We start from the raw sequence: 21,458 nt of genomic DNA, 5'->3' as shown, positions 1-21,458 counted from the left end.
ATGAGACGGCTAGTCACAGCCCTCGCAGCACTCAGCCTGCTGCTACCGGCCCAGACCGCGATCGCGCACGCGGACGGCACGACACGCACCTACACGACGAGCGACGAGGTGATCGCGAACCAGGAGCGCGGCTTCTACCACCACGAGGAGACGCACTACCGCTCCGACGGCACCGGCTACGTGCCGCTCGACCTCGCCACCCTGCGGAACTTCCGCACCCAGGAGCACATCACCCAGATCCTGCGGATGTTCTACCTGGAGAAGTTCGCCAAGCAGGACGTGATCGACAAGCACTACCTCGACCTGATGCAGGCCGACTTCGACACCGCCCGCGCGGCCGGCGTGAAGCTGATCGTCCGGTTCGCCTACGCGCTGCCCGGTGACGGCTGGCCGCCGCCGACGCCGTACGGCGACGCGCCGGTGTCTCGCGTCGTCAAGCAGATCCGGCAGCTCACGCCGATCCTGCGGGCCAACTCCGACATGATCGCGGTCGTCCAGTCCGGCTTCGTCGGTCTCTGGGGCGAGGGGTACTACACCGACTACTTCTCGAACCCCGCGGACCCGAGCCAGGTCTCGGACCAGAACTGGGCGGACCGGAAGGCGGTCGTCGACGCCCTGCTGCAGGCGCTGCCGAAGGACCGGATGGTCCAGGTGCGGACGCCGTACATGAAGCAGCGGATGTACGGCGTCCCGACCGGCACCGCGGGCGGACTGACGGCGGACCAGGCGTACGACGGGTCCGCGGTCGCGCGAATCGGGCAGCACAACGACTGCTTCCTGGCGAGCGACGACGACTTCGGGACGTACCTGAGCGACCCGATCGAGCTGGACAAGCAGTTCGTTGCCCAGGACACCAATTACGTGCCGGAGGGCGGCGAGACCTGCGGCGTGGACGCGCCGCGGTCGGAGTGGCCGTCGGCGGCGGCCGAGATGGCGCGGCTGCACTTCTCGTTCCTGAACATCGAGTACCACCCGGACGTGCTGGCTAGCTGGGGATCGAACATCGAGATCGCGAAGCAGAAGCTCGGGTACCGGTTCGCGCTCACCCGGAGCACCGTGAGCCAGTCCGGTGGAAACGTCCACGTCGACCTTCAGGTGCGGAACGACGGGTGGGCGGCGCCGTACAACCCACGTCAGGTGCAGTTGGTCTTCCAGAGCAGCAAGCACACCTTCAAGTACAACGTCCCGGCCGATCCGCGCCGCTGGGGTGCGGGCACCCTGACCTCCCTGAACTGGTCGGTCAAGGCTCCCCCGGTACCGGGCCGGTACAAGGTGCTGCTCAACGTCGCGGATCCGAAGCTCCAGTCACAGGCCAAGCTGCCAGGTTCTGGTGAGACGTACAACGCGGTCTACGCCGTACGTTTCGCGAACAACGGAACCTGGCAGCCGGCCACCGGTTACAACGACCTGCAGCAGACGGTGACTATCGGATAGGTCCCCGAGTACGACGTCTTCTCGTCGTCGGGTCGACGCGGTAGATAGAACGATCGGTCTTGACAATCCTCGGCGAAGTGCCGCAAGCTCTGAGGTGTACCGATCGTTCTATCTACCAGCTTCCCGCGAGAGAAGGACCTGATGTCCAGTTCATTCGAGACCGTCGGCACGGCGGCTCCGGCGACCGTTGCCGGGAGCACCAAGGCGTTGCGGTCCCTCTACTTCACCCGGTTCGGGTTCGCCGTCGTGTGGGCCGTGCTGACGATGGCGGTCGCCAAGAGCATGAACCCGGCGGCCGCCGTACTGCTGGTGATCTACCCGCTGTTCGACGTCGCCGCGGCCGTCGTCGACTTCCGTACGTCGGGCAGCACCCGGCAGAAGTCGCCGCTCTACGTCAACATGGCCCTGAGTCTGCTCGCTGCCGTCGGGCTGGCGATCGCGGCCGCCTCCGGGATCCCCGCCGTACTGCGGGTCTGGGGCGCGTGGGCAATCACCGCGGGCCTCGTCCAGCTGATCCTCGCGATCCAGCGGTACCGGCTCGGTGGCCAATGGCCGATGATCCTCAGCGGCGGCATTTCGGTTCTGGCCGGCGGCAGCTTCGTCCTGATGGCGAGCAAACCGGACCCGTCGCTCACCAGCGTGGCCGGGTACGCGATCCTCGGCGGCATCTTCTTCCTGATCTCCGCGATCCGCCTGCATCGCCTGGCCGGGAAGGCGAACTGACGTGCTCGACGTCGACGTAGTGGTCATCGGCGCCGGCCCGGTCGGCGAGAACGTCGCCGACCGGGTGGTGCAGGGCGGCTTGACCGCGGCGATCGTGGAACGCGAGCTTGTCGGCGGCGAATGCTCGTACTGGGCCTGCATGCCGACCAAGGCCCTCCTCCGCGACGCCGCCGCCCTCCGCGCCGCTCGCGCACTACCTGCGGCCGGCCAGGCCGTGACCGGCACCCTCGACCCGGCCGCGGTACTAGCCAGACGGGACCGCTTCACCTCCAACTGGAACGACGCCGGCCAGGTCGAATGGCTCAACCAGGCCGGGATCACGTTGCTCCGCGGACACGGCCGCATCACCGGCACCCGTACCGTCACCGTCACCCACGCCGACGGTACGACGACGACCCTGCAGGCGCGTCACGCTGTCGTGATCTCCACCGGCAGCAGCGCCTATCTGCCGCCCATCGAAGGACTGGCGGACGCCGCACCGTGGACGAGCAGAGAAGCCGCCGCCGTCCAGGCCGTCCCGGAACGGCTGGTGATCATCGGCGGCGGAGTCGTCGGGTCCGAGATGGCCACCGCGTTCAGTGCCCTCGGCTCGGAGGTGACGCTCGTCTCCCAGACCCGGCTGCTGCCCGGCGTGGAGCCCTTCGCGGGTGGCTATGTGGCCGACGGTCTGCGTACGGCGGGAGTGTCGCTGCAGCTGGACGTCGACGCGACCGCGGTACGGCGGGACGACGCCGGCGTACACGTGACTCTTTCCAGCGATCGGACCGTCGACGCCGACGAGATCCTGGTCGCCACCGGCCGGATGCCGAACACCAAGGACCTCGGTCTCGATCAGGTCGGCCTCGCCCCCGGAAGCTGGCTGCACGTCGACGATGCGCTCGGGGTTGTCGACGACGCCGGAAACCCGGTCGGTGCCGGCTGGCTGTACGCGGCGGGCGACGTGAACAAGCGCGCGATGCTGACTCATCACGGCAAGTACCAGGCCCGTGCGCTGGGCGACGCGATCGCTGCGCGCGCCCGTGGCGAGCAGGCCGATCTGAGTCCGTGGGGACGCCACGCCGCCACCGCCGACCAGCGGGCCGTCACTCAGGTGATCTTCACCGATCCCGAGATCGCCGCCGTCGGCCTCTCCGCCGAAGCCGCCGCGCAGGCCGGGTTGAAGGTCCGCGTCGTCGACTACGACCTCGGCGCGGTGTCGGGGGCCGCGCTGCACGCCGACGGCTACCGCGGGCAGGCGCGGATGGTCGTCGACGAGAACCGCAACGTGCTGCTCGGCTTCACCGCCGTCGGACCCGATGTCGCCGAGCTACTCCACGCGGCCACGGTCGCGATCGCCGGCGAGGTCCCACTGGACCGCCTCTGGCACGCCGTCCCCGCCTACCCGACCATCAGCGAGATCTGGCTCCGCCTCCTCGAGACCGACGGCCGGTAGACCCACCAAGAGAAAGCGAACACGACCATGTCCGACTCCCTCTACACCGCCGTCGCCTGAGGCTGGGTGTACGTTCAGCCGAGCGACTCGGCGAAGAATGCCCGGATCTCGGCCACGGCCGGCGTCACGTACTCGTCCCGGTCGTACAGATCGACATGGGTGGCGTCGTCGATCCAGACGAACCGCTTCGGCCCGCGCGCCTTCTGGAAGGCCTCCACGCTCATCCACGAGGTGACCGCCTTCCGGCCCGCGATCATCAGCAGCGGCCGGTCGACCGCCCGGACGGCGTCGAAGGTGGCGATCCGGTCGACACTGATCCACGGCAGCGTCTTCGTCGAGCGCTCGTGCCTGCCGCGCGGCGTGCAGTAGTACTCCCAGCCTTCGAACACGTGCTGCCCGCCGACCCGCGCCGCGTCCTCGGTCGGCGGGAACAGCTCGAAGGTCTGCGTCTCGGCACCGGCCGCCTCGGCCGTCCGGGCGGCCGCCGCGGCGGCGAGCAGGCCCTCGAACACCGCCGGGTCCTGGGTTCCGTCGGGACCGACCCGGAACTGCCGGGCGATGTCCACCCCGCTCACCGTCGCGAGCGCCTTGACCCGCGGATCGGTGGCGGTCGCGACCAGCCCGTACCCACCGGACGCGCAGATCCCGAGAACCCCGATCCGTTCCGCGTCGACCTCCGGACGGGTGGTCAGGTACGACACCGCCGCCTTCAGGTCCTCGACCCGCTGGGCCGGATCCTCCAGCCCCCGCGGCAGTCCCTCGCTCTCCCCCTGGTACGCCGCGTCGTACGCCAGTGTCACGAAGCCCTGCTCCGCGAGACGCGCCGCGTACAGGCCGGCGGCCTGTTCCTTCACGCCCGTGCCGGGGTGACCGACCACGAGCGCCGGGCGCGGCGTGGCGCCGTCCGGCACGTACAGCTGACCGGCGATCCGGAGACCGCCGCTGATGAAGTTCACGTCTGTTCTCATGCGTCCAACCTCCCGGTCGCGGACGATGCGCTCCAGGGAGGGTTCTGCCTAGGCAAGCCAGTACCAGGCACGCCGGCGGCTGAGGATGCACACTGGTGCCATGGACAACGAGCTGGGCGCATTCCTCCGGTCCCGGCGCGCGGCCCTCGAGCCCGCTCAGGTGGGCCTGCCGGACGACGGGCGGCTCCGTCGGGTACCGGGTCTGCGCCGCGAGGAGCTCGCCCAGCTCGCGCATGTGAGCGTCGACTACATCGTCCGGCTCGAACAGGGGCGGACACGCCGCGTGTCCCGCCCGGTCCTGGACGCCCTCGCGGACGCGCTGCAGCTCGCGCCGGACGAGCGCGAGTACCTGTTCACCGTCGCCGAGGTCGCTCCGGCGCCCGTACGGCGGCCGGCGCGGCCCGAGGTTGCCCCGCAACTGCGGCAGCTCCTCGACCGGATGCACGACGTACCGGCGATGGTCCTGCACCGTGGCATGGACGTCCTCGCCTGGAACCGCGGCGCCGCCGCGCTGCTCACCGACTTCGCCGCGCTCCCGGTCGAGCACCGGAACCTGATCCGCCTCACGTTCCTCGACGAGCAGGTCCGCTCGCTGTACGCCGACTGGCCGCGGGCCGCCCGCGAGTGTGTCGCCGTCCTGCGGATGGAGGCCGGCCGGACGCCCGGCGACCCGGCGATCAACGCCCTCGTGGGCGAGCTGAGCGTCCGCGACGAGGACTTCCGGAACTGGTGGGCCGGCCATCAAGTTCGGGGCCCCGGCAACTGACGAAGGCCTACCGGCACCCGACGGCCGGCGAGCTCACGCTCGACGTCCAGCAGTTCACCGTCGACACGCACCCGGAGCAGCTGCTCGTCGCGTACACCGCCGAGCCCGGCACGCCGTCGTACGACGGGCTCCGGTTCCTCCTGGTTCTCGAAGAGTCATTCGGAAGCCGTCTGAGCGGCGGTCTGGGGTAGCAACGGAGGCTCCGGCCTGGCCGGGTGCGCGATGCCCGCGGCCGCGTAGGCGTCGGCCTCGTCCAGGGTCTCGTGTTCGAGGAGCTGCGCGGCGATCGAGTCCAGCTGCGGACGGTGCTCGCGCAGCAGGCGGCGGGCGTCGGCGTAGCACTGCTCGATCAGCCGCCGTACCTCCGCGTCGACCGTGTTGAGCAGCTCGTCCGACACGCCCGCCGTCCGGGCGTCGCCCTCGGCCGGGAGTACCGACACCGGCCCGATCGCGTCGGACATGCCCCAGCGGCCGACCATCGAGCGCGCGATCCGGGTCGCCGTCTCCAGGTCGCTCTCGGCGCCGGTGGTGACCACGCCGAGCACCTCCTGCTCGGCCGCCATCCCGCCGAGCGCACCGATGATCCGGCCGCGCAGGTACCCCACGTCGTACCCGTAGCGGTCCGCGTCCGGCGTCGACAACGTCACCCCGAGCGCGCGCCCGCGCGGGATGATCGACACCTTCCGCACTGGGTCCGCGCCCTTCTGGATCATCCCGAGCAGCGCGTGCCCACCTTCGTGGTACGCCGTCCGCCGCCGCTCGTCCTCCGGCATCACGACGTTCCGCGCCGTACCGAGCTGGATCTTCTCCAGCGCGCCGGTCAGGTCCCGCATGGTGATCTGCGACTCGCCCTGCCGGGCCGCGGCGAGCGCCGCCTCGTTCAGCAGGTTCGCCAGGTCCGCGCCGGTCATCCCGGGCGTGGACCGGGACAACGCACCGAGGTCCGCGTCCGGCGCCAGCGGCTTGCCGCGGGCGTGCACCTTGAGGATCGCCTCCCGTCCCGGCTGGTCCGGTGCGTGCACCGTGATCGTCCGGTCGAACCGGCCCGGCCGGAGCAGCGCCGGATCGAGGACGTCGGCACGGTTCGTCGCGGCCAGCACCACGACCCCCTCGGTGCCCGAGAAGCCGTCCATCTCGGTGAGGATCTGGTTCAGCGTCTGCTCGCCCTCGTCGTGCCCGCCGACCGAACGCGCACCGCCCCGGGCCCGGCCGATGGTGTCGATCTCGTCGATGAAGATGATCGCCGGCGCGACCTTCCGCGCCTCGCCGAACAGCTCCCGCACCCGGCTCGCGCCGACCCCCACGATCATCTCGATGAACTCCGAGGCGCTCGCGGAGAAGAACGGTACGCCGGCCTCGCCCGCGGTCGCCCGCGCCAGCAGCGTCTTGCCGGTACCTGGCGCACCCGCCAGCAGCACACCCTTCGGTGCCCGCGCGCCCAGCCGCCGGTACTTGCCGGGATCCTTCAGGTAGTCGACGACCTCCTCGATCTCGGCCTCGACCTCGTCGATCCCCGCGACGTCCGCGAACGTCACCCGCACCGTGCTCGGGTCGACGGGCTTCTTCTGCTGACCGCCGCCACCGAGCAGCCCGCCGAGGCCGCCACCGGCCCGGCTCCGCCGGAACAGCCAGAAGTAGAACGCCGCGATCAGGATGAACGGGCCGAGCGAGATCAGCAGGTTCCACAGCACGCCGCGCTGCGCGACCACCGGCGTCGCCCGGACCGTGGCGCCGCCCTTCTGCAGCTCGGCGTACAGGTTGTCGCTCGCGAACGTCGGCCGCTCGGTGGTGAACTTGGTGAACGTCGACCCGCTCTTGCCCGGGACCTCCGCCGCCTGCTTCAGCCGCCCCTGGATCGTGTCGCCCTGGGCGAAGACCTCGGCGACGTTCTGCTTCTGCACCTGTGCGGCGAAGTCGGTGTACGCGATCGTCTGCTCGCTGCCGGCCAATTGGTCCTGCATCGTGGTGAGCAGGAACAGCACGAGGTAACCGCCGATGATCCACGCGGCCCACTTCCACCAGCGCGGCCGGCGCGGCTTGTCGTCGCCGTGCCCGGCCGGCAGCCCCTCGGTCCGCCACGGCTTGTTCGGCGGCCGCGGCGACCTGTCGTCCTTCCGGTCCCCGCCCCGATCGGCGCTCTGCTCCGCACCGTTCGACCCGGAGGCCTGGTCCTTGGCCGGCGGCTCCTTCTCGCTCATGGTCCCCAACATAGGACCTTCGGCAACCCGCACACAGTAGGCTGACGCATGGTCAGACCGCTGATCCTCGACTGCGACCCCGGGCACGACGATGCGCTGGCGATCCTGCTCGCGGTCGCCGATCCCGCCGTCGACCTGCTCGCCGTGACGACGGTCGCCGGGAACCAGACCGTCGGCAAGTGCACGCTCAACGCCCGCCGGGTGCTGTCGCTGGCCGGTGTCACAACGGTCCCGGTCGCGCGCGGCGCCGATCGGCCGCTGGTCCGCCCGCTGCGGATCGCGGACGACGTCCACGGCGGGACCGGGCTGGACGGGCCGACGTTCACGGACGTGCCGTCGGTGCCGGAGTCGCCTTCGTCGGCGCAGGAGCTGCTGGTCGACGTACTGCGGAACCCGGCGACAATCGTGGCGACCGGAGCGCTGACGAACATCGCGCGGTTGCTCACGGAAGCACCCGACGCGGCGGCGAACATCACCGAGATCGTCTGGATGGGCGGATCGACCGACCGCGGCAACATTGCCCCGTTGGCGGAGGCGAACGCGTACGTCGACCCGGAGGCGGCGGATGTCGTCGTGCGCTCCGGGATCCCGTTCACGATGTGCGGGCTCAACGTGACACATCAGGCGCTGGTCACGGACGACGTACTCGCCCGCCTGGCGCGGATCGGCTCGCCGCTGGCGCAGGTGTGCGGGGAGTGGATGACGTTCTTCGCGTCGACGTACCGGGAACTGTTCGGCTTCGAGTCTCCGCCGCTGCACGATCCGGTCGCGGTCGCCCGGGTGATCGATCCCGCGATCGTGCACTGCGTCGAGGCGAACCTGGTCGTGGAGACGGAAGGCCGGTGGACCGCCGGAGCGACTGTCGTGGACCTCGACGGCTACACCGGCCGCCCGCCCAACGCCCTGGTCGCGGTCGGGCTGGACCGGGACGCCTTCTGGGACAGGATCCTCGACGCCGTCACCACCCTCTCCGTCTGCTGACAGCGGAACACCCTTCTCCCGGACGCTCGCCTCCCCCAGGCTGGAGCAGTCGAAGGAGGACAAGATGTACGTCGAGAAGCAGACGGCGCCACAGCCCCGTCTGGGCCCAGCACCGCGCGGCCTCGCGCCCGTGAACTCCGCCCGCGGACGGGCGGGAGGCTCGAGCCGACCAGGTGTCCACGGACGCCCGGCGCCTGCGGGTGTCGAGCTCGCGGGCCGTCCTCGAGCAGACGTGCCGGGACGGCCTTGGCCCGAGGTGCCGGGGGTGCCGCCTGCACAACCTGCGGAGCCGCCGCGGCCGATTCTGCCGAGTTGGTACGAGCCGGTTTCGGTGAGTGTGGAGCGGGAGTTGGCCGACCGGTTGCTGGCGGAGCGGGTGATCCTGGTCGGCGGGCGATTGGACGACGGGCTGGCGGAGCACGTCGCGGCGCAGCTGTTGCTGCTGGATGCCGGTGGCAACGAACCCGTCACGATCCACCTGTCGTCGACCGAATCCGACCTCGACGCCGCGCTCTCGGTCGCCGCCGCGATCGACCTGATCGGAGCACCGGTACACGTCGTTGCCCGCGGCACCGTCCGCGGTCCCGCGATCGCCGTACTCGCGGCCGCGGCACAACGCCAGGCGCACAAGCACACCATGTTCGTGCTCTCGGTCCCTCCGTTCACCGCGAACGGCACCGCCGACGAACTCGCCGCACTCGCCGCCCAGCACGAACGCGAACTCACCCGCCTCCGCGACCTCGTGACCCAGGCGACCGGCCGCACCCCCGACGAGGTCACCGAGGACCTCACCACCGGCCGCGTCCTCTCCGCCGAGGATGCCCGCACCTACGGCCTGATCACCGACCTGCTGTAACAGCTCAGCCGAACGTGAGTACGAGGCGGCCGGCGGTTCTGCCGGTCGCCTGACGTTCCCACGCCGAGGCGACGTCGGCGAGGGTGACGGTCTCGTGGGCGACCCGGATCGCGCCCGCCGCGGCGTGCTGGAGTACTGCGGTCAGCGCGTCGTGGCGCTGCTCCGCGGTCAGCGCGTTGTTCGTGTAGCCGAGCACGCTCGCCGACTTGCTCCGCAGTACGGACGACGAGAACACCGCCTCGTCGCCCGCCGACCCGCCGAGGTTGACCAGCCTCCCGCCCTCCGCGAGCGCCCGCGCGGCAGCCGTCGCGGCGACGCCGAACACCGGGTCGACGACCACGTCGTACGGCCCGCCCAAGCGCGCCGTCAGCTCGTCCACATCGGGGCTCAAGGCAACCACTTCGTCGGCGCCGGCCGCTACCGCGCGCTCCCGCGAGGCATCCGACCGTACGACGGCCACCACGCGCGACGCCCCGAGCACCCGAGCCGCCCCGATCGCGACCTGCCCGACCGCACCGCCCGCGCCGAGCACCAGCACCCGCTCCCCCGCCTGGAGCCGCGCCCGCCACGTCAGCGTCATCCACCCGGCGACCCCGGACAGCCCGATAGCCGCCACCGCCGCATCAGACACCCCCGCGTCCGGCTCGAGCACTACCAGATCCGCATCCGGTACGGCGGCCCGCTCGGCGAGACTCCCGTCGCCCGGAGCCATCCCGGCGGACGTCGCGAAGAACACCCTGGTCCCGGGCGCGACCGTCGCGGACTCCTCCACCACGCCGACACCCTGCACACCGGGCACGTACGGCAGCGCCGGCGCCCCGAAGTACGACGTACCGGAAGCACACAGCAGGTCCAGCGGCACGATCGGCGCCGCCGTCACCCGGACGATCGCCCGCCCGGCACCCGCGACCGGCTCGGGATGCTCCGCCTGGGTCGGCGGTTCACCGTGGGTGTGCAGTACTGCGGCGCGCACGCGGCCTCCTCAGGTGGTGATGTCCGGATACGGTAACGAATGAGTCCGCAGGGCCCGGCCGTAGGCCTTCTGATACTCGAGGGGGCCGTGGTCGCGCTCGAACATCGCGATGAACAGCGTCAGCGTCAGGAACGGGTGCGCGCCGAGTTCGAAGAGCGCGACGTGGTCATGCTCCCGCAGGGCTTTCCGCTCGTCCGCGGTGAACGACTGCCAGGTCGACTTCTCCGGCACCGCGCAGTTGAGGAGCTGGTTGGCGACCTCCGCCTCCCACCAGGCCACGGTCCCGGTGGGATCTTCCCGGTAGCGCTCGACGAGTTCCGGGTCGCGGTCCACCGTGTAGAGGAACTTGTCCAGCAGATATCTGCTCATGCCGGAACTCCGTTCGGGTACCAGGTGAAGTACGCCTCCATCGTGTGGAACAGGTCGAGCGAGTCCACGTGATCCGCCTTCGCGCCGTCGCCGGCGACGCCCATCATCAGCATGCAGTCCATGAAGCCGTGGGTCGCGTTCCCGGGGAGATGCAGGCTGTCCAGGGTCACCTCGGACAGGCAGCCCTCGATGTCCCCACCCGCGATCCACTCGACGGCCTTGCGGTCGAACTCCGGGTCCGGTCCGTGCTCGCCGAACTGCCGCGGTCCGCCCAGCTCCAGGGACAGGTGCCCGGTGCCGATGATCGCGACCCGCTTGTCGATCGGCCACGACTCGACCAGCTGCCGGATCGTCCGGCCGAGCTCGACGAACCGCCCGGGACGCGGCAGCGGCGGGGCGAAGATGTTCGTGTAGATCGGCACGATCGGCAGGTCCGCGTCCGGCCGGAGCGTGATGATCGGGCAGGTGATGCTGTGGTCGATCCGCAGTTCGTTGCTGAAGGCAAGATCGAAGCCGGCGTCCAGGCCGTTCCGGAGGATGTGCGCGGCGAGCTGCTCGTCACCCGCGAGCCGCATCCGCGGCAGGCCGAACTCGCGCTCCTCGTTGTACCAGTTCGCGTCGAAGTACGGCGCCTTGCCGACCAGGAACTGCGGCATGTTGTCCAGCCACAGCTGGTGGAAGTGGTCACTGCCGACCATCACCAGGATGTCCGGGCGGGCCTTCGTCAGGGTCTCCCGGAACGCCTCGATCTTCGCCACCCACTCGTCCGCGAACGGCGGCCGGTCGGCGCCGGTCGCGGTGCTCGCGCGGTAGTAGAACGGATGGTGGGTGGAGGCGATCACCGCGGCGACTGTGGCCATCTGGTGCTCCTTTACGGTTCGACGTACTCGGCGTTGCGATCGATCGTCAGGTAGGCGTCCATCCCGATCGGACGCCGCCGCTCCTCGGCGAGCTGCCCGAGCAGCCCCGCTGCCCGGGCGAGCAAGGCGAACCCACGCAACAGCTCGACGGGCAGCCCGAGGTCGGCCAGCGCCGCCCCGCAAACCCCCGCACCGTTCAGCGGAAGCCGGCGCCCGAGCACCTGCTCGTGCACTCGTCCGATCGCCTGGAACAGCCGCAGATGCGGTCCTTCGAGACCTTCCTCGCGGGCGATGCCGATCAGCACCGGCGTCCGCGGATCCTCGACCTTGTGCACCGGATGCCCCAACCCCGGGATGAACGTTCCGTTCGCCCTGGACTGTTGGACGAGTTGCAGAGCGAGGCCGTCCCAGCCCGAGTCATCGGTTGGAAGGCGCTCGGGGAGGGCGGCGTGCAGGAACGCTCCGCAGTCCTCCGTCACCCCGAGGAAGCGGCTGCCGCCGCCGAGCAGACCGGCTGCGAGGGCACCTTGGAGCGAGTCGGGCGCGGAGAGGTAGGTGAGGCGGGCTGCGATCGCGGTCGGAGTGAAGCCGTGGTCGGCGAGAGCTACCAGGACCGCTTCGAAGACGCGGGTCTCAGACGGCGTCGGGCGGCGCATCGCGACCAGCCAGAAGGCGAGTTCGCCGAAGCCGACCTTACCCATCAGGTCCGCCGTGAGGTCCTGTCCGAGCAGCCGGATCTCGTTGGCTGTCGACGTACCCAATGACGTGGGGAAACTCAGTCCGTCAGCCACTTGCGCAGCTCACCTCCGTGTTCGTCGAGGGCCGGTGGCGGCAGCCGGTACGACGCCGAGCTGTCCGAGAAGGTGATCGGGTTGCGTACGCCCGGAATCCCGCCGGCCGTCACCACCGGGTCCAGGCCGATGTCCTCCGCGAACGCGACGCCGCCCGCCACTGTGTTGATCGGGCCGCACGGGACGCCGGCCGCGATGATGTCCCGGAACCACGCCGACTTGCTGCGCGTCTTCAACCGCTCGACCAGCAGCGGCCGGAGTTCCTCGCGGTTCGCCGTGCGCTGCTCGTTCCGGTCGAAGCGCGGGTCGTCGGCCAACTCCGGTACGCCGAGCACCTCGACCAGCTTCCGGAACTGCCCGTTGTTGCCGGCGGTGATGATCAGCTCCCCGTCGGCGCACGGCAGCGGCTCGTACGGGAACAGGCTCGGGTGGCTGTTCCCCATCCGCTCCGGGACCACGCCGCCCGCGACGTACGCGCTCGACTGGTTGACCAACCCGGACAGCGCCGACGACAACAGGTTCACCTCGACGTGCTGACCGCGGCCGCTCTCCGCCCGCTGGTGCAGCGCCGACAGTACGCCGATCGTCGCGTGCAGCCCGGCCATCACGTCGAACACCGAGATCCCGGCCCGGAACGGCTCCCCGCCCGGATCCCCGGTCAGGCTCATCAGCCCGGAGATCGCCTGCACGATCAGGTCGTACCCGGGCAGCTCCGCGCCGCGCGGCCCGGACCCGAACCCGCTGATCGACGCGTAGATCAGCCGCGCGTTGCCCTCGGCAACGGTCTCGTAGTCGAGCCCGAACCGGGCCAGCCCGCCGGGCCGGAAGTTCTCCACCAGGACGTCGGCCCGTCGCGCCAGCTCCTGCGCCACCGCCAGGTCCTCGGCGTTCTTCAGGTCCAGCGCGATCGACCGCTTGTTCCGGTTCACCGCGAGGTAGTACGTCGAGACGCCGTCGCGCACCGGCGGCTGCCAGGACCGGGTGTCGTCACCGCCGGGCGCCTCGACCTTGATCACGTCGGCGCCCAGATCGGCGAGCAGCATGGTCGCGTACGGACCCGCGAGGATCCGTGAGAAGTCGGCCACCAGCAGCCCGGACAACGGTCCCTTCACGCAGCCTCCCGGATTCGCGGACATCTGTCCGCAATCAGTTTCGGCAGCTCAAAACTGCTCTGTCAAGACCTCTTGACACCACACCGTGGTCGGCACAAGGTGAGTCTCATCGCCCCATCGACCGTCATACGGACGTCTGTCCGGCCATCTCTGGAGGGGACCTCATGAGCACTGCGCCGATTGTCTTGCGAGGCGGCACGGTTCTGACGATGGACGACCGGCACACCGTCCTGCCGAAGGGTGACGTGCTGATCGTCGGTGACCTGGTGGCCGGCGTCGGCCCGGACCTCGACGTACCCGAGGGCACCCGGACCGTCGACGCGACCGGCGGCATCGTGATGCCCGGGATGATCGACACCCACCGGCACATGTGGCAGACCGCGATGCGCGCGTACGGCGCCGACTGGACGCTCACGCAGTACTTCGTCTGGTACTACCTCGAGCACGGCAAGACCTTCCGTCCCGAGGACGTGCACGCCGGCAACCTGACGTCGGCCTGGGAGTCCCTCGAAGCGGGCGTGACCACGACGGTCGACTGGTCGCACGGCCTGCAGAGCGTCGAACACGCCGAGGCCGCCGTGGACGCGCTGCGGGCCGTACCCGGCCGCTTCGTACTTGCCTATGGCAACATCCAGGCCGGTCCGTGGGAGTGGACCGCGGACCCGGCCGTACGGGCGTTCCTCGAGCGGATGCGCGACGACGGGCAGCTCGGTCTGCAGCTGGCGTTCGACGTCACCGGCGACCCGGAGTTCCCGGAGCGGGCCGCGTTCGAGGTCGCCCGCGAGCTCGACCTGCCGGTCACGACGCACGCCGGGGTCTGGGGCGCGACCAACGACAACGGCATCCGGCTCATGCACGAGAACGACTTCATGACGCCGAAGAACATCTACGTACACTCGGCCACGCTGACCACGGACTCGTACCAGCGGATCGCCGCGACCGGCGGCTCGATCTCGGTCTCGACGGAGTCCGAGCAGAGCGCCGGCCAGGGGTATCCGCCCACCTGGCAGGTCCGCCGGCACGACATCCCGGTGTCGCTCTCGATGGACACCAGCGTGTGGTGGAGCGGCGACCTGTTCAGCGCGATGCGCAGTACGCTCGGCGCCGACCGCGCCCGCGAACACCTCGAAGCGCATCTGAAGGGCGCCACCGTGACGCACAGCCACCTACGCGCCGAGCACGTCGTCGACTGGGCGACCCGCGGCGGCGCGAAGGCCCTCGGCCGCGACGACCTCGGCAGCCTCGAACCGGGCAAGAAGGCGGACGTGGTGCTGATCAAGAACGACGCCTCGCCGGTCTCGTTCCCGCTGCTCAACCCGTACGGCCACGTCGCGTTCCAGGCGCAGCGCGGTGACGTGCACACGGTCATCGTCGACGGTCAGGTGGTGAAGGAGGACCACCAACTGGTCGGTTGCGACCTGTCCGCCGTACGCCGGGAGGTCGAGGCAACCGTCGAGCACCTGCGGTCGGCGCTCGGCGAGGAGGCGTGGAAGAGCGGGATGAACCCGGAGCTGCCCGCGGGTGAGGTGCTGGACAACCCGTACCAGTACACGGACTACAAGTCCGGCTCCACCCGCGAGGCGCGTGGCACCATCTTCGGTGAAGGCTAGCGAGCAGGAGGACAGATGGCAGGGCGCGGCACCGGACCGGACTTCGTCGAGGCGCTGGCGCGCGGGCTGGACGTGCTCGCCTGCTTCGACGCCGGCCACCGCACGATGTCGCTGTCCGAGGTCGCGACCGCGGCCGGTCTCGCCCGGCCGACCGCGCGCCGGCTGCTGCTGACGCTGGCGGAGCTCGGCTTCGTCCGGACCGCCGACGGCGCGTTCCAGCTGACACCCAAGGTGCTCACGCTCGGGATGGCGTACGTCGGTTCGCTCGGCCTCTGGGACATCGCGCGACCGCACCTGGAGGCGCTCGTCGCCCGCACCGGCGAGTCGTCCTCGATGGCGCAGCTCGACGGCTCGGACATCGTGTACGTCGCCCGCGTGTCGGTGCCGAAGCTGATCGCGCTGCGGGTCGACATCGGCACCCGGTTCCCCGCCGTCCAGACGTCGCAGGGCAAGGTGCTGCTCGCGGCGCTCTCCCCCGACGGGCTGGCCGACGCACTCGCGCAGCCGAGCCGTGCGGGGCTTCCGCCGTACATCGGGCGGACCGCGGAGCAGTTGCGCGAGGAGCTGACCGAGATCCGGGCGCGCGGGTGGGCGCTGGCGGACGAGGAGCTCGCGCCCGGTGTCCGCTCGGTCGCCGCGCCGGTCCGCGACGGGACCGGCACGGTCCGGGCCGCGATGAACGTGACGGTGCACGCGGCGGAGACGACGGTCGACACGCTGTTGCGGGATCACCTGCCGCTGCTGCTCCGCACCGCTGGAGACGTCAGCGCCGAGTGGGCTCTGTGGCAGTCGCGGCCACACGTCGAGCTCGAGCAGCGGGACGAGACGACTGCTTGAATGGTGCGATGACTCTTCCCATTCCCCGGTTCCATCTCGCGATGCCGGTCGACGACCTGGACGCGGCGCGGCACTTCTACGGCAAGGTTCTCGGTCTTGAGCAGGGCCGCAGCTCCGAGACGTGGATCGACTGGAACCTGCACGGCCACCAGTTCGTCACCCACCTCGCGCCCGAGCGCGCGCAGCGGATCCACAACCCGGTCGACGGGCACGACGTACCGGTGCCGCACTTCGGGCTGATCCTGGCGGTCGACGAGTTCCAGCAGTTCGCCGAGCGGTTGCGGGCGGCCGGCACCGAGTTCGTGATCGAGCCGTACGTCCGGTTCCAGGGGCAGCCGGGCGAGCAGTGGACGATGTTCTTCCTGGACCCGGCCGGGAACGCCCTGGAGTTCAAGGCGTTCGCGGACGACTCGCAGGTGTTCGCTTCCTGAGGGTTACGGCGTGATCCAGCCGGTGAGGATCGTGACGCCCGAGCGAGTGGTGCAGACCAGGCGGTACGGTACGGCCGGCGGCGGGCCGAGCACGAAGAAGCCGAGCTCGTCGACGGCCGCGGTGACCAGTGTGCCGCCGTCGCCGCGGGCCGTGACCGAACCGTCCTCGGGTGGGTCGAGTTGCCCGAGGACGGCGTCCGGGGTGAGCTCCAGCTCGACCGTCCAGCCGTCCGACGCGAACGTCATCGACCGCAGTGCCGCGCTCTCGGAGCGGACCGCGAGCGCGGCCGGCGGTTGCTGCGCCGAGTCGTAGGTGAGAGCCGCCAGCTCGGCGTCGATGGTCCGCCACGCGAACGCGGCCTTGCCGGCCTCGACGAACGCCTCCGGTACGGCGTCCGACGAGGCGAACGCTGCCCGCAGCGCCTCGATCAGTTTCTCGTCGTCGTTCCAGTCCGGGTCGATCACGATCTCACCCCCTCGCTCCGTCGTCGATCGCGAGCATCGCCAATGCCGGTGTCTGCCGCAGCCGGGTCAGGCAGCGGGCCCGGTTCGGCCCGATCGAGCCGACCGGTAGTTGCAGTCGCCGGCTGATCTCGTCGTACGGCGCCGGCGGATCCTGCATGAGCAGCGACAGCAGCAGCTGGCACCGGCGGGACAACTCGCCGAACGCGGTCCGCAGGATCGTGCCGCGTTCGTGCCGCAGCACCTCCTCCTCCGCGATCGCCTGTTCGGGTACGTCGGCGGAGTCCGCCAGGTCGGCCGGTTCGACCCGGCTGCCGGCTCGGATCGTCCGGAAGCACTCGCGCTGGGTCGTGGTCGCGATCCAGCCCGGCAACGCGGCCGGCTCCCGCAGACCGGGCAGGTGCTCGACCAGCCGCAGCCACACGCTCTGCCCGACGTCGTCGATGTCGGGCTGCGCCAACCGGTAGCGCCGGCAGACCGAGTAGACCAGCGGCGCGTACCGCTGGACCAGTTCGTCCCACGCGTTCTTCTCGCCGTCCCTGGCCCTGGCGACCAGGTCGACGACTGTCGGGTCGTCCCGCATGCCGTCCCCCCTTCCGCCGGACCGCCCTGCTCTTACTGGTACAGAGCGCTCCGGCCGACTGCTGATACATCAGGTCCCGAGTGCGACGAACGATCGGCCGGCCGCCTCCGCGACCGGGTCGTCGCCGACCGTCTGCCGGGCCCCCGCGAACGCCTCGGCCAGCGGTTGACCGGCCCGCAGGTTCTCGTGCACGGCGAGCATCAGCGGCGCGGTCGCCGGATCGTTCACCGGTACGACGCTCGCGAGGATGCCGGCCGCGCCGAGCGGGATCAGGCTGCTGCTCAGCCCCAGCAGCTCGTCCGCGCCGACCGGCTTCGCCAGCCCGGAATCGCAACTGGACAAGACCATCCGGTACGGCGCCCTGCGCAGCCGCTCGAAGTCGTACACCGTCAGCGGCCCGTCGTCGAGCCGCAACGACGAGAACAGCGGGCTGTCCGCGCGGAACGTGCCGTGCGCCGCGATGTGCGCGATCCAGGCGCCGTCGAGGGCCCGCAGTACGTTGTCCGCCGTCGCATCGCCGTCCGCGAGGACAGTCGCGTCCGGGTACTGCGCCGCCAGCCGCAGCACCTCGCCGCGCGCCGCCGACAAGCCCGGCCCGAGCACCAGCACCACCCGGCGTTCCGCGGGCGCGCGGACCTCCCGCGCCCGCAGCCACACCGCCGCCGACGGCACGACGCTGACCGTTCCGTTCAGCACCAGCCCCCAAGGCAAGGCTTGCAACCGCCCCGGCGGAACCACCATCACCGGCCGATCCCCCAGCAACGCCCGGGCACTCCCCAGCACCGCGTCCGCCAACCGCCTCCCCAACACCTCGAACGACGGCCGGCCACCACGCTCCAACGGGCGACCGTGGGCGAGGCGGCGGAGGTGGAAGCGGGAGCGTTCGCCTTCGAGCGCGGCCGCCGCGAGCGTGCCTACCTCGTGGCGGCTGATCCGGCCGTCCCGCACCACCACCGCATGCAGCACCCCGCCGACCTCGACCAGTTCGACCAGCACCGTCTCGCCCAGCGCCTCGACCAACCCGTCGACGTCGAAGGGCAGCAGCGCCCCGTCCCGCGCCCCGCCCTGCGCGCGGAGGGTCCGGTCGCGCACGGTCTTCTCGAGCCGCCGCCGTTCCTTGTCCAGCAAGGGATCCGGCGCGGCGTCCAACCGCCGTACGACGTCCCGCAACGCCGCCAGCTCGGCGGCCAGTTGCCCGTCGTCGGACGGACGCACCGGCGGAACGCCCAGCGCGGTAGCCCGCCAGCGCTCGGCCCACACCAGCAGCCGCCGCGGATCGTCACGCCGCAGCGCGTCCCGCAACGCCAGCTCGGCGAGCTCGGCACCGTGCCCGGTCGCCAACGCCCGCAGCTCGGTCGCACCCATCGTCAGGCGATGCTCGTCCAACGCATCCAGCCCGCGACCGCACGCCGACAGCATCGACCGTACGTCGCTCCGCGCTTCGGCACGCAACGCCTTCCCCAGCCAGGCGGCGCTCCGCGCGATCGGCGGCGCGTCCTTGCTGTGCCGTCCCGCCAGCTCGAGCTGCCGATCCGCCGCCACCGTCCGGCCGGCAGCCAACGCCAGTCGACCGGCCAGCAGATGCGCGGCCGTCGCCTCCGAAGCCCTGACCGCGTCAAGCCGCCGCGCCACCGCCGTCACCCGCCGCAGCAGCGGCTCCCCGCGTTCACCGGCCTGGTACCGGGCCTCCAGCACGACCATCGACGACCGCACCGACCACCACTCCCGCCGCTGCGCCGAGAACAGCCGCCGCGCCCGCTCCGCCCGCTCCCGCGCCGCCGCCGGATCCCCCGCGGCCAGTGCGGCCGTCGCCGCCGCGAACAACAGCTCGCCCCGCTTCGTCGCCGTGCCGCCCTCGGCACCGATCGCCTGGTCGAGCTCGGCCAGCGCCTCCGCACTCAGCCCGGCCGCCAGGAGTACGCCGCACCGGTCGATCGCGAGGTCCGGCCAGTTGACCCCGACCGCCGCGAACCGCCGGCCCGCGTCGTCCAGGTACCGCAGCGCGGCGGGCAGATCCCCACGCGCGTACGCGACCAGTCCGCGGTTCCCGCGCGCCTCGGCGTACTCGAACTCCTGGCCGACGGCGGCGTACAACTTCTCCGCGACCGCGAAATCAGCGTCCGCCCGCTTGGTGCCGCCCAATGCCAGCTGGATGAATCCGCGATAGTTCCGCGACCGCGCCTCCCAGACCTGGTCGCCGGACCGCCGCAACCGGGTGATCGCCGAGCGCAGGTCGTCGAGCGCCTCGCGGTGCCGGCCGAGCACCAGCAGTACGTCGGCCCGCCGCAGCAGCACCCGCCCGGTCAACGCGCCGCGGCTGAGGTCCACCGCCCGATCCAGCCGGGCCAGCCCTTCACGGCTGCGTCCCGCCCGGCCGAGCGTTGCGCCCAACGTGGCAAGGACATCCGCCTCCCGCTCCGACCGCCCGGACTGCTCCGCCAGCCGTAACGCCGTACGCAACTGGCGGACTGCCGTCGGGACCTCGCCGAGCTGCCGCAGCCCGATCCCCCACGCCTGATGCGCGATCGACGCCGCGACGACCGGCGGCGCACCGGCCAGCACGGTCCGCGCCGCCGCGATCGCGTCGTGCGGACGCGACAACGCGAGCGGCAGCAGATTCTCCACCGCCGCGGCACTCCCCCCGGCCACCGGCATTCTGAAATGATACGGCGGCTGATTGATCCAGGGGAGGAAAAGGAAAATGGTGGATCAAACGAATGAGCGAAAGTACGTCGCACAACTCGAATTGATTCTCGAGGCGTACGGCAAAGAGGTCGAGATCTTCCCGGTGGACTGGGAGAAACGACCTGAGGGGGCCGATTATCTGTACCGCACCGGAGTGGTGCTGGTCCGCGACGAGGACGTCCCGCGGGTGATCGAGCTCTTCCGCGGCGGCCGGCCCGCCGACGGCGGCATCGGCGGCGTCACCCGGTTGCTGCTACCCGACGAGGTACCGCCGGAGGCACCGGAAGATCGGTCGTACACCCAACGATTCCTGCGGTACGCCGACCTGCGGCTCGGGCGCGGCGTGGTGACGCCGGAACACCTGTTCTACGTGTGCCCGAGCGTCAGCCCGTGCCCGGCCACCGAGCCCGAGGAGGTGCCGCCCGGCAGCCCGCCGGACCCGGTCCTGCCGACGCCGTTCCTGCCCGCGGGCGCCGCGGACGGCCGCGGCGTGAAGGTCGTCGTACTCGACGTCGGCTGGTCGGCCGCGCCGGCGGCGTACTGGCTGGGCGGGGTGACCGGCGACCCGGAGAACGCGTTCGACGGCTCCGGGCGGATCCGGCCCTATGCCGGGCACGGCACCTTCATCGCCGGCGTGCTGCGGTCGGTCGCGCGCAACGTGGAGGTCGTCGTGAAGAGCTACTTCACGACGGCCGGCGCGATCTGGGAGTTCGACCTCGCGGAGGCTCTGGACGAGGTGCTCGGCCTGGCGCCGGACATCATCAGCCTGTCGGCCGGCACCCGGACGCGGTTCGACCTGCCGCCGCTCGGGCTGGACGTGTTCATCAAGACCCGGCTGGACCGGATCAACGGCCTGGCCCTGGTCGCTGCCGCGGGCAACGAGGCGACCCGGGACTATTTCTGGCCGGCCGCGTTCCCGGAGACGGTCGGCGTCGGCGCACTCGCGGACAACGGGCGCGACCGTGCCTCGTTCAGCAACTTCGGCGGCTGGGTCGACGTGTATGCGCCCGGCTCGGACCTGGTCAACGCGTTCCTCACCGGCGAGTACGAGTGCACCGAGCCGCCGCACACCGGTGAGATCCGGACGTTCGAAGGCATGGCCCGCTGGAGCGGTACGTCGTTCGCGACGCCGCTGGTCGCGGGGCTGATCGCGGGCCGGATGTCGGTCACCGGCGAGAACGCCGTCCAGGCGGCCGACGCGTTGCTGGCGTTCGCCCGGACCCAGCCGGCGCCCGGCACCGGTCCCGTCCTCCAGGCCGGCGACGCACTCGCCTCGCTCTGACGCCTTCCTGGACACGCCGACGCGGTGCGGACCTCCGGCCTGACCGCCCGGACTCCCCGCACCGCGTCAGCCCCCCTCTACGCAGCCCCGCGCCGCTCTCCCCCC

The 21,458-nt window shown here is 71.1% G+C and carries 19 protein-coding genes and 1 pseudogene; 10 read left to right on the top strand and 10 right to left on the bottom strand.

Annotation, left to right across the window (positions count from 1 at the left end; all coding sequences use genetic code 11):
* The 3 genes from AB0M51_RS14665 to AB0M51_RS14655 all read left to right on the top strand — a co-directional run bounded on the left by AB0M51_RS14665 (position 1) and on the right by AB0M51_RS14655 (position 3,589).
* The gene (locus AB0M51_RS14665) at positions 1 to 1,434 is read left to right on the top strand and encodes a DUF4832 domain-containing protein (protein WP_344187214.1); all 1,434 of its coding nucleotides are present in this window, start codon (positions 1 to 3) and stop codon (positions 1,432 to 1,434) included.
* Positions 1,435 to 1,575: 141 nt separating this feature from the next.
* Positions 1,576 to 2,157: a hypothetical protein gene (locus tag AB0M51_RS14660; RefSeq protein ID WP_344187216.1), complete on the top strand. Its 582-nt coding sequence runs from the start codon at positions 1,576 to 1,578 to the stop codon at positions 2,155 to 2,157.
* A gap of 1 nt (position 2,158) precedes the next feature.
* Positions 2,159 to 3,589: an NAD(P)/FAD-dependent oxidoreductase gene (locus tag AB0M51_RS14655; protein ID WP_344187219.1), complete on the top strand. Its 1,431-nt coding sequence runs from the start codon at positions 2,159 to 2,161 to the stop codon at positions 3,587 to 3,589.
* A 74-nt stretch (positions 3,590 to 3,663) separates the two neighbouring features.
* Here AB0M51_RS14655 and AB0M51_RS14650 read toward each other — a convergent pair whose 3' ends face one another.
* Positions 3,664 to 4,557, bottom strand: coding sequence for an alpha/beta hydrolase (locus AB0M51_RS14650; protein ID WP_363749468.1), 894 nt, complete (start codon positions 4,555 to 4,557; stop codon positions 3,664 to 3,666).
* A gap of 85 nt (positions 4,558 to 4,642) precedes the next feature.
* On the opposite strand from AB0M51_RS14650, the pseudogene AB0M51_RS14645 reads away from it, so the two are divergent.
* A pseudogene (locus tag AB0M51_RS14645) lies at positions 4,643 to 5,514 on the top strand (helix-turn-helix transcriptional regulator).
* Here AB0M51_RS14645 and ftsH read toward each other — a convergent pair.
* Positions 5,479 to 7,521, bottom strand: coding sequence for an ATP-dependent zinc metalloprotease FtsH (gene ftsH / locus AB0M51_RS14640; protein ID WP_344187224.1), 2,043 nt, complete (start codon positions 7,519 to 7,521; stop codon positions 5,479 to 5,481). The pseudogene AB0M51_RS14645 and the gene ftsH overlap by 36 nt on opposite strands.
* Positions 7,522 to 7,569: 48 nt before the next feature.
* On the opposite strand from ftsH, the gene AB0M51_RS14635 reads away from it, so the two are divergent.
* Positions 7,570 to 8,502: a nucleoside hydrolase gene (locus AB0M51_RS14635; protein WP_344187227.1), complete on the top strand. Its 933-nt coding sequence runs from the start codon at positions 7,570 to 7,572 to the stop codon at positions 8,500 to 8,502.
* 331 nt (positions 8,503 to 8,833) lie between these two features.
* Positions 8,834 to 9,358, top strand: coding sequence for an ATP-dependent Clp protease proteolytic subunit (locus AB0M51_RS14630; RefSeq protein WP_344187229.1), 525 nt, complete (start codon positions 8,834 to 8,836; stop codon positions 9,356 to 9,358).
* A 4-nt stretch (positions 9,359 to 9,362) separates the two neighbouring features.
* Here AB0M51_RS14630 and AB0M51_RS14625 read toward each other — a convergent pair whose 3' ends face one another.
* From AB0M51_RS14625 to AB0M51_RS14605, 5 genes are read right to left on the bottom strand one after another with little or no spacing between them, the layout of a single operon-like run.
* The gene (locus AB0M51_RS14625; RefSeq protein WP_344187232.1) at positions 9,363 to 10,331 is read right to left on the bottom strand and encodes a zinc-binding alcohol dehydrogenase family protein; all 969 of its coding nucleotides are present in this window, start codon (positions 10,329 to 10,331) and stop codon (positions 9,363 to 9,365) included.
* A gap of 9 nt (positions 10,332 to 10,340) precedes the next feature.
* Positions 10,341 to 10,700 (bottom strand): hypothetical protein, encoded by a 360-nt coding sequence (locus tag AB0M51_RS14620; protein ID WP_344187234.1) that lies wholly within the window; start codon positions 10,698 to 10,700, stop codon positions 10,341 to 10,343.
* Entirely contained in the window at positions 10,697 to 11,560 is an 864-nt protein-coding gene (locus AB0M51_RS14615) for a hypothetical protein (protein WP_363749467.1), read from the bottom strand. Before AB0M51_RS14615 ends, AB0M51_RS14620 begins: the two co-directional genes overlap by 4 nt.
* 11 nt (positions 11,561 to 11,571) lie before the next feature.
* The gene (locus tag AB0M51_RS14610) at positions 11,572 to 12,351 is read right to left on the bottom strand and encodes a citryl-CoA lyase (RefSeq protein WP_344187238.1); all 780 of its coding nucleotides are present in this window, start codon (positions 12,349 to 12,351) and stop codon (positions 11,572 to 11,574) included.
* Positions 12,336 to 13,463 (bottom strand): CoA transferase, encoded by a 1,128-nt coding sequence (locus AB0M51_RS14605; RefSeq protein ID WP_344187240.1) that lies wholly within the window; start codon positions 13,461 to 13,463, stop codon positions 12,336 to 12,338. Before AB0M51_RS14605 ends, AB0M51_RS14610 begins: the two co-directional genes overlap by 16 nt.
* A 209-nt stretch (positions 13,464 to 13,672) precedes the next feature.
* Here AB0M51_RS14605 and AB0M51_RS14600 point away from each other — a divergent pair, with 209 nt between their 5' ends.
* From AB0M51_RS14600 to AB0M51_RS14590, 3 genes are read left to right on the top strand one after another with little or no spacing between them, the layout of a single operon-like run.
* Positions 13,673 to 15,073 carry an amidohydrolase family protein gene (locus AB0M51_RS14600; protein ID WP_344187242.1) on the top strand — a complete coding sequence of 467 codons (1,401 nt, stop codon included), beginning with the start codon at positions 13,673 to 13,675 and terminating at the stop codon, positions 15,071 to 15,073.
* A gap of 15 nt (positions 15,074 to 15,088) precedes the next feature.
* A complete protein-coding gene (locus tag AB0M51_RS14595) occupies positions 15,089 to 15,910 on the top strand; it encodes an IclR family transcriptional regulator C-terminal domain-containing protein (RefSeq protein ID WP_344187244.1) in 822 nt (273 codons plus the stop codon).
* Between the two features lie 8 nt (positions 15,911 to 15,918).
* On the top strand, positions 15,919 to 16,341 hold the full coding sequence (locus AB0M51_RS14590) for a VOC family protein (RefSeq protein ID WP_344187246.1): 423 nt from the start codon (positions 15,919 to 15,921) through the stop codon (positions 16,339 to 16,341).
* A 3-nt stretch (positions 16,342 to 16,344) separates the two neighbouring features.
* On the opposite strand, the gene AB0M51_RS14585 is transcribed toward AB0M51_RS14590, so the two are convergent.
* The 3 genes from AB0M51_RS14585 to AB0M51_RS14575 form a co-directional block, all read right to left on the bottom strand.
* Positions 16,345 to 16,806 carry a hypothetical protein gene (locus AB0M51_RS14585; RefSeq protein ID WP_344187248.1) on the bottom strand — a complete coding sequence of 154 codons (462 nt, stop codon included), beginning with the start codon at positions 16,804 to 16,806 and terminating at the stop codon, positions 16,345 to 16,347.
* 4 nt (positions 16,807 to 16,810) lie between these two features.
* Complete coding sequence (locus tag AB0M51_RS14580) at positions 16,811 to 17,386, bottom strand: sigma-70 family RNA polymerase sigma factor (protein WP_344187250.1); 576 nt, start codon at positions 17,384 to 17,386, stop codon at positions 16,811 to 16,813.
* A gap of 69 nt (positions 17,387 to 17,455) precedes the next feature.
* A complete protein-coding gene (locus tag AB0M51_RS14575; protein ID WP_344187252.1) occupies positions 17,456 to 20,041 on the bottom strand; it encodes a CHAT domain-containing protein in 2,586 nt (861 codons plus the stop codon).
* A 49-nt stretch (positions 20,042 to 20,090) separates the two neighbouring features.
* Here AB0M51_RS14575 and AB0M51_RS14570 point away from each other — a divergent pair, with 49 nt between their 5' ends.
* On the top strand, positions 20,091 to 21,353 hold the full coding sequence (locus AB0M51_RS14570) for a S8/S53 family peptidase (RefSeq protein WP_344187254.1): 1,263 nt from the start codon (positions 20,091 to 20,093) through the stop codon (positions 21,351 to 21,353).
* Positions 21,354 to 21,458: the final 105 nt, after the last annotated feature.

This window comes from Kribbella sp. NPDC051137, assembly GCF_040682535.1.
GTDB lineage: Bacteria > Actinomycetota > Actinomycetes > Propionibacteriales > Kribbellaceae > Kribbella > Kribbella karoonensis.
The sequence above is the reverse complement of the archived record's forward strand: the minus strand, read 5'-3'. Positions and strand labels throughout refer to the sequence as shown.

Bases quoted from the DNA above. Each gene is read 5' to 3' on its own strand.
- AB0M51_RS14665 (WP_344187214.1), top strand. From the start codon at position 1: ATGAGACGGCTAGTCACAGCCCTCGCAGCACTCAGCCTGCTGCTACCG.
- AB0M51_RS14590 (WP_344187246.1), top strand. From the start codon at position 15,919: ATGACTCTTCCCATTCCCCGGTTCCATCTCGCGATGCCGGTCGACGAC.
- AB0M51_RS14660 (WP_344187216.1), top strand. From the start codon at position 1,576: ATGTCCAGTTCATTCGAGACCGTCGGCACGGCGGCTCCGGCGACCGTT.
- AB0M51_RS14635 (WP_344187227.1), top strand. From the start codon at position 7,570: ATGGTCAGACCGCTGATCCTCGACTGCGACCCCGGGCACGACGATGCG.
- AB0M51_RS14575 (WP_344187252.1), bottom strand. From the start codon at position 20,041: ATGCCGGTGGCCGGGGGGAGTGCCGCGGCGGTGGAGAATCTGCTGCCG.
- AB0M51_RS14615 (WP_363749467.1), bottom strand. From the start codon at position 11,560: ATGGCCACAGTCGCCGCGGTGATCGCCTCCACCCACCATCCGTTCTAC.
- AB0M51_RS14650 (WP_363749468.1), bottom strand. From the start codon at position 4,557: ATGAGAACAGACGTGAACTTCATCAGCGGCGGTCTCCGGATCGCCGGT.
- AB0M51_RS14600 (WP_344187242.1), top strand. From the start codon at position 13,673: ATGGACGACCGGCACACCGTCCTGCCGAAGGGTGACGTGCTGATCGTC.
- AB0M51_RS14595 (WP_344187244.1), top strand. From the start codon at position 15,089: ATGGCAGGGCGCGGCACCGGACCGGACTTCGTCGAGGCGCTGGCGCGC.
- AB0M51_RS14620 (WP_344187234.1), bottom strand. From the start codon at position 10,700: ATGAGCAGATATCTGCTGGACAAGTTCCTCTACACGGTGGACCGCGAC.
- AB0M51_RS14580 (WP_344187250.1), bottom strand. From the start codon at position 17,386: ATGCGGGACGACCCGACAGTCGTCGACCTGGTCGCCAGGGCCAGGGAC.
- ftsH (WP_344187224.1), bottom strand. From the start codon at position 7,521: ATGAGCGAGAAGGAGCCGCCGGCCAAGGACCAGGCCTCCGGGTCGAAC.